This window comes from Bacillus sp. FSL W8-0770, assembly GCF_038008705.1.
Taxonomy (GTDB): Bacteria; Bacillota; Bacilli; order Bacillales; family Bacillaceae_G; genus Bacillus_A; species Bacillus_A cereus.
On record NZ_JBBOZR010000001.1, the window covers coordinates 1,503,166 to 1,515,334 of the forward strand.

Genomic DNA, 12,169 nt, shown 5'->3' on the forward strand with positions numbered 1-12,169 from the left:
GACTCGGTTCCGTTACCCATATACTTCAAATCAAAAATATATGATGTAGGCAGGAAACGATTTGTTCCTCCCTCTATATTTATCACAATGTAGCGTTTATAAAGCGCGAGACACTTTCACAGTAAAGTGGATAAATTGAGAAACAAAGCGTTTCTTCCTATGTTGTAAAGGAGGAGACGATAATATGTTATATGCAAACAAAACTGTGGGTAACACGTCATATAAACTAAGTAAAAAATCAATAAAAGAACAAACAATGCTCCAAAAAAATAAAGATTTATTAATTGAAATTGCAACAAGAGATGTAAAATCTGTATTTGCATATTTTAAAACAACAAGAGACGGACTATCAATGAAAGAGGCACAAAAACGTATTCAAGTATATGGCCGAAATGAACTAACTTCAAAAAGAGCACTTCTTGCGGAAGTAATGATGAAGCTAGGTGGCATGATTCCAGGTTTTTCAAAACAACGTGTGTGTGATGAATTACAACGTGAAACGATTACTGTATCTAGAGTAGAATATTCTAGTAGTACAGGGCTAAATAGTGAACTGAAAATGATGGAGATACCTGTGCAAGAACTTGTACCTGGAGATATGATTTTTCTTTCGGCTGGAGATGCTGTGCCAGCTGATGTACGTATTATTTATGCAGATGATTTATTAGTGAATGAGTCTGTGTTAACGGGAAACGAAGCGAATATAGAGAAGTTTGAGAGCTGCTATCACCTTGAACGTAAACGATTTATTCCATTAAAACGGATGAAAGATTATAATCCACTTGAGCTTGAAAATGTATGTTTTAAAGGTTCGCATATCGTTAGTGGAAATGCAAAAGCTATCGTTGTTTCTACTGGAAAAAATACGTATTCAGGTATCTTGCATACTTGTTGTAGTAGAACGTCTTAATGTGTTAATGATGCTAAATATACAAAAACAATGTATAATAGACAAAGTTGAGCAAAAACGTAGAATGGTAATCTATTTATATAACCTTACGTGATAACGTAAGGTTATTATTTTTTTAATAGGAGAGGAATTATGAAAAAAGTATTATTAGTTGATGGTATGGCACTATTATTTCGTGCTTTTTACGCAACAAGTGTCTACGGACAATTTATGAAACGACAAGATGGAACCCCTACGAACGGGATTCATGGTTATATGAAACACTTATTAACAGCTACGCAAGCGATCGAACCAACACATATCGTTACATGCTGGGATATGGGAAGTACGACATTTAGAACAGAATCGTTCTCGAATTATAAAGCAAATCGTGCAGCGCCACCAGAAGAATTAATTCCTCAATTTGATTTAGTGCAAGAAATGACTGCAAAATTATCCATTCCAGTTATCGGTATGAAAGGCTACGAAGCCGATGATTGTATCGGTACGCTTGCAAAACAATATTGCAATGAAGCTGAAGTTTATATTTTAACAGGTGATACGGATTTACTTCAACTTGTTGATAAGAACGTTACAGTTATGCTTCTGCGTAAAGGAATTGGAAATTACGAATATTACACACCGGAGAAAATCATGGAAGAAAAAGGTGTAGAGCCGTGGCAAATCGTCCATGCAAAAGCTTTCATGGGAGATACAAGTGATAATTATCCAGGTGTAAAAGGTATCGGTGAAAAAACAGCGTATAAGCTTATTCAAGAGCACGGAACAGTATCCGCTGTACTAGAAAATGTAGAATCATTAACAAAAGCGCAGCGTACGAAGATTGAAAGTGATTTAGAGAACTTAAATATTTCGTTGCAATTAGCACAAATTCACTGTGAAGTTCCAATTTCATGTTTACTAGAAGAGGGATTACACACAATGGATGAAGAAAAACTTAGATTTGTTTGTGAAGAAATGAATTGGGGAAGACCTGAAATATTAATAAATATGCTATAAATAGTTTGGAAAGAGGGATGTTGCATAAGTCGAAATTTGACTTGGTGACACCTTCTTTTTGTTTTTGTAAACAGTATTATAGTAAATAAAATTATGTCGAACTCAATTTTAAATATATAAATGTTTCGACAAGATATAATGATAAAAGTTGAGGGGAATAGTAATTTTTATAATGAAGTGAATTAATTTCAACATAGTTTTAGAGAGTCTTTTTTTCGTGTTCACAAAGTTGTCAGAAAATAAACGGAATTTTCATATGAAGTTCAAATAGAATTCACAACAATCAATTATTATAAGGACACACAGATAATTCTTTATCTTTTATATAAACCATCCCCCAAGGAGGACAATGAAAATGAGAAAAAAAGTGAGAAAATCTTTTAAACAATTATTAATTGAAAATAAACAATCACTATTAAATAATAAAGAAAATATGAAAGAAATTGAAGAGAGAATTGAGAAACGACATGTAGCATATAGTGGTGCTAGTAATTAAATAAAATAAAAAAGATAGCCTATGTAGGCTATCTTTTTTATTTTATATTGAAAAAACGCTATTCATCTCTTTAATTTTGTAAATATGCAAGAAATTTTTATAGTGTTTTTCTATCAATATTACTCATTTTTCGAGGTTGAAATTGGTATATACCAATTTTTGAGATTCGCTATTCATAATATTACAAAAAATGTTACAATACACTCAAATTTATACTATAAAATCATTTTAATATGAAAAATTGGAATGAAAAGAAAGGAGAGGAATATGAATAAAGATGTCGCTTTGAAATGATTATTATCATTTCATTAGGAGTTGATGTAAAAAGATGAAGAGATACGAGGAATTGGATTCTATAAGAGGGATTTCTTCATTAATAGTAATGATCGGTCATCATTTAATGATTTTTTCAGCATTTCAAAATTACAGCTATGAAGATAATAAACCATTTGTTGTGTATCTATTAAAAGAAACGCCTGCTCGTCTTATTTTTAGTAGTGGTAACGAATCTGTTATTATCTTTTTTGTTTTGAGCGGATTTGTTTTGTATGAATCTATTCAAAAAACCTATAGTAGCTATGGGTCATACCTTTTAAAACGTATATGCAGAATATATATTCCCTATATTGTGGCAATAATTATAGCTATTATATGCCAAGCTACAATTAGTGAATATGGTATTTCTTATTTAAGTGAATGGTTTAATCGCTCATGGACGATTGAAAGTTCTCCAAGCTTAATAGCGCAACATATTTTATTGGTTGGGAAATATAATACAGATGCATATAACGGTGTGATTTGGTCACTTGTCCATGAAATGCGAATATCAATAATTTTTCCGTTAATTTTGATGATTTGTTTACGAAAAACGTTAAGGTGTTCATTACTATTATTGTTTAGTTTTAGTATATGTTCTGTCGTAATATTATTTTTGTTTCGCTCGGGCTTAACATTAACAAGCTATGCATTAACGTTGCATTATACGGTGCTGTTTTTATTGGGGGCACTAGTTGCGAAGTATAAAAATAATTTAATAGTTTTTTATAGTAATTGTACTAAAAATACGAAAATTGCATGGTTTTTATTTGCGATTTTACTTTTTATGTATGAAGGACTTATTGGAGAAATTAAAGTACTCAATAATTTTATATTTCGAGACTACGTAGTGGCGATAAGTGCAAGTCTATTTGTCATATTAAGTTTGTCAATATCAACTTTGTCATCCTTGCTACGCAATAAATACTTGTTATATTTGGGGAAGATTTCTTACAGTCTTTATTTATACCATATTATATCGTTGTTTTCCCTTATATACATGCTCCATGAAATATTACCGTTGCCTATTATTTTAATTTTTTCACTTATATTTTCGTTTATATTTGCAATGCTTTCGTATATATATGTAGAAAAATTTGCATTCAGAGTCGGAAAGTATGTAACAAAACAAGTGGATAGAAAGAAGAGAGGGGTATCTGTAAAGAGTGACTTGCAGGATGTTATTCAGAAAAGGGCGGTGAAATAATTGAAGCAAGAAATGAGTATAAAAGATTTTCAACAATTATTGAAAAGAAGATTCGTAACGATTATTTTAACGATGTGTTGTTTAACCGCTTCTTTAGTTCTTATCTCTATGTATGTTTTAAAGCCGTCATATCAATATTCAACGCAAATTCTTGTTGGGAATTTAGATGAGTTTAATAAGGAAAATTCAACAAATAAAACACAAGAAAATAAGCAACTAGTAACATCGTATGTTGATATTTTAAAAAGCCCATTAATTATTTCAACAGTCAAAAAAACTTTGAAATTAGAGCAATCAAGTTATGAATTAGCACAAAAAATCTCGGTAGTGAATACGGACAACTCACAAATTGTAACTGTTACAGTAAAAGATTCCAATCCGAAAGTCGTGAAAGACATTGTAAAGACATTGGCAGAGCAATCACAAAAAAGTTTTCAACAGTACACAAATGTACAAGGTGTGAAAGTGTTGACGGATCCTGAGTTACAGGAACAGGCTGAAAAATTGTTTCCGAAATTTCAACTGATCATTCCTATTTCTTTAATTGTTAGTTTTTTTGTTGGGATAGGTTTAGCTGTATTTCGAGATTATTTTGATGAACGTATATACACGGAACAAGATTTAGAGAAAATAACAACAGTCTCTGTTATTGGTCACATAAATATGAAACCGAATAGAAAACAGAAATCTACAGAGGTTGATAAACAATCATCTATATATCGAGGTGAACATGTCGATGTTTAGGACAAAGAAACAGCTGCCATTCGATCTGCATGATGATCTGATGAAAGAGCAGTTTTATACGGTGTATCACGAGTTGAAAAAATCTGGAAAACAACTGTTCACAGTTAGTTCAACGAAGGACAGAGGTGTTGTTGCCTCGCTTATAGTAAATATGGGTCTAGTGTTTGCTGAAATGAAGAAAAAGGTGTTACTTATTGATGTGAATTTTTCTGACCCAAAATTACATGTATTATTACAAAGTGATCACATGATAACAGTAAACGATATAATAAGCTCTTCCCCCTGTAATTATGAATCTTTTTCTAGTAATTTGTCTAAATACTTATATTGTATTCCTGCAAAAAAAACAGTACACACAGGGACGCCCTTAGTTGCTATGGATGAATTTGATAATGCAATTGCTAAGTGGAAAGAAGATTTTGATTACATTTTCTTTTATTCTTCTGAAGTATTTGATCTTCCTGCTACGCACATTATTGCAGGGAAATGCGATGGAGTAGTCTTAGCAGTTAAAAAGCGAAAAGATTCACTACGTACAGTGCAAAAAGTAATAGCGAATATAAATAGAAAAGAATGTGAATTAATAGGGATAATTTTATATTCTTGAATGTGGGGGTAACGATCCATGATTCGTGAAACAAATCAAGCCAAGTTGTATACGATTCCAGCTCAAGAAAAGCCTAGCATATTGAATCGAAGTGTAAAACGCTTGTTTGATATTATATTTTCAATCATATTGTTACTATTAACGATACCAATTATGTTGTTCTTTTGTATTATGATTACTTTAGAAACATCAGGGGCTCCAATTTACTTTCAAGAACGTTTAGGTATAAACGGGAAGAAGTTTAATGTATTTAAATTAAGATCAATGGTAAAGGATGCTGAAATAAATGGCCCACAATGGGCAAAAGAACATGATCCAAGAATTACAAAAGTTGGATTGTTTATAAGGAAAACGAGAATTGATGAATTACCGCAACTTTTAAATATTTTAAGAGGAGATATGTCTTTTGTAGGTCCTAGACCAGAGAGAGAGTTTTTTTATAATGAATTTGATGCGTATATTCCAGAATTTAAGGAACGTTTAATGGTAAAACCAGGATTAACCGGATGGGCACAAATAAATGGAGGGTATAATCTTGATCCAAAGGAAAAGTTGAGGCTGGATATGGAGTATATTGAAATGAAAACGATTCGGATGGACATCCGTATTTTATGTAAAACCGTTTTAATTGTATTGAACGGTAACGGTGCAAGATAAATATAAAGGTAAACAAACAACATATGTAAGTAGGTTACTTGCAAAGGAGAACTTGTATGGGTAGATCTATTCTAAACAATATTATCCATCTATTTTATAGTACGATTTTAGCTAACCTTCTTCAGGCCGTCAGTTTAATTGTTTTAGCAAACTTTTTTAACGCACAACATTATGGGATGTTTAGTGTTGCCATAGCAGTGACGTTTGTTATGTTATTCTTTACAGACTTAGGACTTAGTAATACGTTTCTTCGAGAAGGGGCAAAGGATGGAGCAGATTTAGAGCAGATTTTATCATCGTATATAAAAATAAGGATGATTCTACTTATTTTTATTTCTATCATCGGTTATATTGCTATTCATTATATGTATGCGGATAAAAATTTAATTTATATGATGATAAACGTAATGTTTTTCATGTTAATAGGATTAACTTGGCAAAACATAGGGATTGCCTATTTTCAACTGACGGAACGTATGAAGTATATAGCGCTCATAAAAGTTGTATCAGCATCAGTTGTCATTATAATTACATGTTTTTGTATTTTCGGAGAGTTACCGGTGTATGTAACGGCTCGCTTATATGCTTTTGGGTATATGATCGGCGGTTTATTCAGTATATATATCATGAGAAGAAAGACGAAAATGAATATGAAAGTCGTAATTCATAAAGCGTTATTTTGGCAATTAACTCCCTTTATTATAAGCGGTTTTTTAATAATGAGTACGCCACAATTAGCGCCTATCTTGCTTAACTATACATTGCCATTAAGTATGGTAGGTGTTTTTGCAGTGGCGTACCGGATGCCGGCAGCTTTATATCAAGTACCAGGGGTAATTGCAGGTGCATTTTTTCCAGTGCTTTTTAAGCATTATAACCAGAATAATATAGAAGAGCATACGAAATTAAATTTGCTTCAAATTAAATCAATGGCGATTGTAGGAATATGTATGACAATCGGTTTATATCATTTAGCACCATACTTTATTTCTATATTTTTTCATGAAGAATGGAGCGATGCAGTAGAACCACTCCAAATATTATCATTTCTTATTGTGCTACAAAGTTTAAATGTTGCCATTGCTGACGGTTTAACGACGAGTGGATGTCAAAATAAGAGGACTGTTGTGCAGTGTGTAGCATTGGTGATAGGTGGGGTTATGCTTTATAGCTTTAGTAGTATTGGTGGAGTGATAGGAGCGGCATACGCTATGGTTTTATTTGAAATCGTCGCTTTAGTGGGATACATAGCGGTAAGTGTAGTGAAGAAAAAAATTGTATTGCAAATTGTAATACCGTATACAATTTATTTTGGTGTAACCTTTATTGGAGTGCAATATATATTGCATACATATCATTTAATTGCGCTTGTTCTTAATATATTAATCGTAGTAGCTGCCATATTCCTATATGATTATGAGCTGAAAAAACTTCTTCTTTCTTTTATAAGAAAAATACGCAAAAAGGATTATATTACGAAACAGGGGATATAGCCTATGGAAAATAATATGAAAGTATCGATGGGATGGATTATTCTTCTAATATTATTTGTTATGTTAAGTAAATACAATTTATATATTGGATTTTCATTGAAGATATATATGATTTTTTTAGGCATATATTTTTGTTTAACAATTAAAAACTTTCATATTCAAAAGTTATATTTTCATGAAGTTGTATTTTTACTGTTTTATTTCATTTATTGTTTAAGTGGAATTCTTTCTATGTATTTAAATGCTAGTATTCGTATGATTTTTGGCGTGCTACTCGTTTTAGGATGCTATTTTATAATGAGGAATTTATTGAGGAATACTGAAATAGTGGTACTTGAATCATCTATTGCTTATGTAGGAGTAGTATTTAATGTTGTAAGTCTAATACTATATATAATTGGTTTACAATACTTTAGTTTATACGGTGGAGAAGAGAGAGAAATTTTTGCTGGGTTATTAGTGGATAGAGGATATCCACGATTAATTGGATTGCTAGATGATCCTAACATTTTTATTTTTTATAATACAATATTTTTTATGTACTATATGACGAATTTACAAAATATTACTAACATCTTAGGATTGATTTTATGTGTTACGACAAGTCTATTAACCTTTTCAAGGGGCGGTATATTAGCGCTTGTACTTGTCGTTTTTGTATATATATGTATGTCTAGTTTCGCCAAAAAAATAAAAATAATTATGAGTTTAGTATTGTTTAGTGTAGTTATTTTTAGTTTATCGAATAGTGTAATGGGGGGCCAATTAGATGATATATTAAATAAACGAATTTCTGATTTTTCCCATGATAATGGAAGTGGTAGATTTACATTATGGGAAGCTGCTTTTAAATATTATTTATCCAATCCATATATTGGAATCGGCGCTTTTAACTTTTCGAATTATTATGAGTATCAATTTAATGAAAAATTATATGTACACAATACATTTTTAGAAATTTTGTCTGAATCGGGTACAATTGGTTTTCTTCTATATAGCGCGTTTTTATTCATATTAATGTTCAAGCTAGCGCAGCATACTTTGTTTCGTGAAAAACCATATCTTCTATTGACTATGATTGCATTTTTATTTCAGATGATGTCATTGTCACTCATTATTAACGAAGCGTTCTTTTTATTTTTAGCAGTTGTTGTGAAGTATATTTCAATATATGAAGGAAGGGGAAAGATAGATGGTAAAATGTCTATCAGCACATAACGAGCCGCCTTATGTTTCTGTAATAACACCTTCTTATAATAGTATACGATTTATAGGTGAGACAATTTCATCTGTACAGAATCAATCGTATGAAAACTGGGAAATGATTATCGTTGATGACGGTTCAACCGACCAATCTGCCGCAAAAATTAAAGAGATAATAGAAGGAGACTCACGAATTAGGTTATTATCATTAAAAGAAAATGTTGGTGCTGCTAAAGCTCGGAATTTAGCGATCCAAGAGGCAAGAGGAAGGTACATTGCCTTTTTAGATAGTGATGATATATGGTTGCCACATAAATTGAAGACACAATTGTTATTTATGGAAGAAATGAATATAGCTTTTTCATATGCGTCGTATAGTTTAATTGATGAAAATGGTAATGAATTAAATCGTGAAGTGAGTGTACCAAAATCTGTTGACTATCATTATTTAGTAGGAAATACAATTATCGGGTGTTTAACAGTGATGATTGATCGTGAAAAAATTCCGTATGTCGAAATGCCTAGTATACAGCCGGAGGATACAGCGTTATGGCTGAACTTATTACATGAAGGGTATGAAGCAAAAGGGATACAGCAAGTGTTAGCAAAATATAGAATTGTTACAAATTCTGTTTCTAGAAATAAAATTAGAGCAGCTTTTCGGTATTGGAAATTGTTAAGGGAACAAGAACGACTGAATTCGGTGCAAATTTTTTACTATTTTAGTAAGTATGCTTATCATGCTTATAAAAAAAATAAAATCAATGTAGTTGGGAAGACGCAATTATGAATATACTGTTGATGACAGATAAATTGATAACTGGCGGAGCCGAAAGCTATTTCTGTAAATTGGAAAGTAATTTGCGTTATGATGATTTTAAGATTTATACAGCTGCAGGTGATGGAGAACTATATGAATCTCTTACTAGAAAAGAAAATTTTATATTACTTAGTCGATGGAATCATTTGAGAAATATTTATTATTTACGAAACGAAATTTGTAAACGAAAGATAGAACTTATTCATGCAAATAGTTTGCGAATGGTATTATATGCTTTTCTAATTCAAAAGTTTATTAAAAAAAAGATGAAAATTGTTTATACGAAGCATAATGTAACGATATTAGAAAAGAAAATGCCAACGCTTTTTCGTTATTTCATGAATAAATATGTAAACAATATTATTACAGTAAGTGAGTTTGAAAAGAATAATTTAATTTCAATTCATGTAGCAGAAGAAAAAATAAATACAATTTATAACGGTGTCGATATTGAAAAGTTTTTATTCCAGCAGAAAAAGAAAGAACCTACATATAAAATAGGGATATTAGCTAGATTATCCAAAGAGAAAAACCATCAACTATTTGTCAAAATTGCAAATGTGTTGAAAAAGAGAAATGATTTTATGTTTTATATTGCTGGTGATGGACCAGAGAAAGAATCGATTATGAAAGAAATAGAAAAATATGGATTGCAGCAAAGGATGAAGATGCTAGGGAATATTTCAGAGCCGCATGAGTTTATAGGGAATATGGATGCCTTACTTTTATTATCTTTTCGTGAAGTGTTTCCAATGGTAGTAATTGAAGCGATGGCTACAGGGACACCAATTGTTTCAATAGATGTTGGCGGAATACATGAAGCGGTAATAGATGGAGAGTCAGGTGTTTTGATATCTGAATATTGCGAATCCAAATTCGCAAGTGCGCTTGAGGAACTACAAGGGAATGAAGAAAAGGTAACTGCTATTAGATTGAAAGCACGAGAGAAAGCAATGAGATATTTCTCGTTAACTAAAATGATAGAGGAAACGAAAAATATATATGAATTAAACAAATGACCGAGTAGGTCGTTTGTTTTTTTTATTATAGAAACTTTTAAGAGACAACTCACATATTATATGAAAAAGGTAATATGAGGAGTGAATTTATTTTGTCAGAATATATTTCATCCCAAGAAGATTGTGCGCCAGAAAGTAGCGTTCATATTGATTGTTTTGGCGCAGTTCCAAACTCGGGAAATGATAGCTCATTAGCAATTCAGCAAGCTATTGATTATTGTGTAGCGAATCGAATTTCGACGGTTAGAATTACAGGGGTAAATACGTACAAAATTGTAAAGCCAATTGTTATTAAATCAAACGTAAGATTAGAGTTGGATCCTACCGTAACACTGCAAATTGATGGGGATTTTAATGCATTTGAGCTACAAAGTAACGCTTCGATAGTTGGTGGTACTCTTCAAGTTATAAATCCATTGTTTCAATCTGCTGTTATTTATGTTTCTGGTTCACAACAAATCGAAGTACCTAATCAATCTGTTATATCAAATATAAATATAATAAATACAACTCCATCGTATAAAGGAAAAGCTATACATTTTTATTGTCAAAAGGCATGGGATTTTATTAGTTTCTTTCAAGTTAAATTTATTCAAATTAAAAACTTTCAAACTGCAATACATTTGAAGACAGAATATATAAATGATATCAATACACCTTGCTGGATTAACGCCAATGTATTTCAATCTATATTTATTGATGGATGTGTGTATGGGATTGAAGTAGATGGAAATAGTGATTTGCCAAATGAAAGTTCAGGAAATACGTTTCATGATATTCAAGTGCAATGTAGACAACAAACGGAAAAAGTAATTCGTTGTTCAGGTGCGTATAATACATTTGATTGTATGATTTGGGATACGTACCGGATGAGTAGTGAACAAATTGTTATTGAATTTTCTTCCAATTCTCATCGTAACTACCTTTTTTCAAATCTGCTTTCGACAACTATTGTAGATAAAGGACAATACAATGTTTGTAAGTCTACTTATGAAGAATCCCTACGAATTCAGTTACCTTTGACGTTAAATAGACCTCATTTAATAGGAAATCAAGATGATATTTTAGTAAATGCTCAGCAGAAATATAATGTTAAACAAGTAAGTGGGAAAGTACCGTATGGGGGAAATCTAGCCAATTGCTTTAATTTAATAGATGAGCAAAGTGTAAACTATATTGACGTTCCAGATAGTAACCCAGTTGTCATTGAACTTGATTTTACGAAAAAACCAATACAAATGTTAAATTGTTTTGGAATGTATTTTGGGTGGGGAGAGAGTCCAAAGAAAATTAAAATTGAATATGCATTAAGTGCAACTGGAAGTTGGGTTATCGCGTTGGATGTTCCATTAAATGTTGGCGATACAATTATATCGAATATGAAGGCGAGTCAGTTATATAAAGTTAGAATTACATTAAGTGGTTATTCTCAAGACCATAAGCGTTTTCGAATTAATCGTATCTTTGCAAGATCTTCTATGGAAAATGGGAGTGCTTGGTTAGCGACAACTGGAGGAAGAATGTTTGGAGATATTGAAATAGAGGCAAGTAAAGGTATAATCATGAAGACTGCTAGTGGAGTGAAATGGAAAGTTACTATTAATGAAGCTGGCCAACTTATTACGACTAAAATAACTTGAGATGGTGTTTAATCGTATATCATTGGACGAGTTACAACGTAGTGGAATATAGGTAATGA

At 31.5% G+C, this 12,169-nt stretch carries 12 protein-coding genes; all 12 read left to right on the forward strand.

Going from position 1 to position 12,169, the window contains the following annotated elements; translation table 11 throughout:
* Nucleotides 1–184 precede the first annotated feature (184 nt).
* The 12 genes from NST27_RS07940 to NST27_RS07995 all read left to right on the forward strand — a co-directional run bounded on the left by NST27_RS07940 (nt 185) and on the right by NST27_RS07995 (nt 12,110).
* Nucleotides 185–910 (forward strand): P-type ATPase, encoded by a 726-nt coding sequence (locus tag NST27_RS07940; protein WP_000964951.1) that lies wholly within the window; start codon nt 185–187, stop codon nt 908–910.
* Between the two features lie 132 nt (nt 911–1,042).
* Nucleotides 1,043–1,909, forward strand: a complete 867-nt coding sequence (locus tag NST27_RS07945) for a 5'-3' exonuclease (RefSeq protein WP_000757069.1) — start codon at nt 1,043–1,045, stop codon at nt 1,907–1,909.
* Between the two features lie 355 nt (nt 1,910–2,264).
* Nucleotides 2,265–2,405, forward strand: a complete 141-nt coding sequence (locus tag NST27_RS07950) for an FbpB family small basic protein (protein ID WP_001228048.1) — start codon at nt 2,265–2,267, stop codon at nt 2,403–2,405.
* A 328-nt stretch (nt 2,406–2,733) separates the two neighbouring features.
* Nucleotides 2,734–3,927, forward strand: coding sequence for an acyltransferase family protein (locus NST27_RS07955; protein ID WP_000833039.1), 1,194 nt, complete (start codon nt 2,734–2,736; stop codon nt 3,925–3,927).
* On the forward strand, nt 3,928–4,671 hold the full coding sequence (locus tag NST27_RS07960) for a YveK family protein (protein WP_000807059.1): 744 nt from the start codon (nt 3,928–3,930) through the stop codon (nt 4,669–4,671).
* Nucleotides 4,658–5,278 (forward strand): CpsD/CapB family tyrosine-protein kinase, encoded by a 621-nt coding sequence (locus NST27_RS07965; RefSeq protein WP_002093924.1) that lies wholly within the window; start codon nt 4,658–4,660, stop codon nt 5,276–5,278. The genes NST27_RS07960 and NST27_RS07965 overlap by 14 nt, the downstream gene beginning before the upstream one ends.
* Nucleotides 5,279–5,296: 18 nt before the next feature.
* Nucleotides 5,297–5,935, forward strand: coding sequence for a sugar transferase (locus tag NST27_RS07970; protein WP_000617642.1), 639 nt, complete (start codon nt 5,297–5,299; stop codon nt 5,933–5,935).
* A 56-nt stretch (nt 5,936–5,991) separates the two neighbouring features.
* Nucleotides 5,992–7,428 (forward strand): oligosaccharide flippase family protein, encoded by a 1,437-nt coding sequence (locus tag NST27_RS07975; RefSeq protein ID WP_061661827.1) that lies wholly within the window; start codon nt 5,992–5,994, stop codon nt 7,426–7,428.
* 3 nt (nt 7,429–7,431) lie between these two features.
* Nucleotides 7,432–8,646: an O-antigen ligase family protein gene (locus NST27_RS07980; RefSeq protein WP_000429866.1), complete on the forward strand. Its 1,215-nt coding sequence runs from the start codon at nt 7,432–7,434 to the stop codon at nt 8,644–8,646.
* Nucleotides 8,621–9,421, forward strand: coding sequence for a glycosyltransferase family 2 protein (locus NST27_RS07985; protein ID WP_000237686.1), 801 nt, complete (start codon nt 8,621–8,623; stop codon nt 9,419–9,421). Before NST27_RS07980 ends, NST27_RS07985 begins: the two co-directional genes overlap by 26 nt.
* Nucleotides 9,418–10,470, forward strand: coding sequence for a glycosyltransferase family 4 protein (locus tag NST27_RS07990; RefSeq protein WP_001023699.1), 1,053 nt, complete (start codon nt 9,418–9,420; stop codon nt 10,468–10,470). Before NST27_RS07985 ends, NST27_RS07990 begins: the two co-directional genes overlap by 4 nt.
* A gap of 92 nt (nt 10,471–10,562) precedes the next feature.
* The gene (locus tag NST27_RS07995; protein ID WP_000006061.1) at nt 10,563–12,110 is read left to right on the forward strand and encodes a hypothetical protein; all 1,548 of its coding nucleotides are present in this window, start codon (nt 10,563–10,565) and stop codon (nt 12,108–12,110) included.
* The last annotated feature ends 59 nt before the right edge of the window (nt 12,111–12,169 follow it).

Coding starts and splice junctions, on each gene's coding strand:
- NST27_RS07940 (WP_000964951.1), top strand. CDS start 185: ATGTTATATGCAAACAAAACTGTGGGTAACACGTCATATAAACTAAGT.
- NST27_RS07945 (WP_000757069.1), top strand. CDS start 1,043: ATGAAAAAAGTATTATTAGTTGATGGTATGGCACTATTATTTCGTGCT.
- NST27_RS07950 (WP_001228048.1), top strand. CDS start 2,265: ATGAGAAAAAAAGTGAGAAAATCTTTTAAACAATTATTAATTGAAAAT.
- NST27_RS07955 (WP_000833039.1), top strand. CDS start 2,734: ATGAAGAGATACGAGGAATTGGATTCTATAAGAGGGATTTCTTCATTA.
- NST27_RS07965 (WP_002093924.1), top strand. CDS start 4,658: ATGTCGATGTTTAGGACAAAGAAACAGCTGCCATTCGATCTGCATGAT.
- NST27_RS07970 (WP_000617642.1), top strand. CDS start 5,297: ATGATTCGTGAAACAAATCAAGCCAAGTTGTATACGATTCCAGCTCAA.
- NST27_RS07975 (WP_061661827.1), top strand. CDS start 5,992: ATGGGTAGATCTATTCTAAACAATATTATCCATCTATTTTATAGTACG.
- NST27_RS07980 (WP_000429866.1), top strand. CDS start 7,432: ATGGAAAATAATATGAAAGTATCGATGGGATGGATTATTCTTCTAATA.
- NST27_RS07985 (WP_000237686.1), top strand. CDS start 8,621: ATGGTAAAATGTCTATCAGCACATAACGAGCCGCCTTATGTTTCTGTA.
- NST27_RS07990 (WP_001023699.1), top strand. CDS start 9,418: ATGAATATACTGTTGATGACAGATAAATTGATAACTGGCGGAGCCGAA.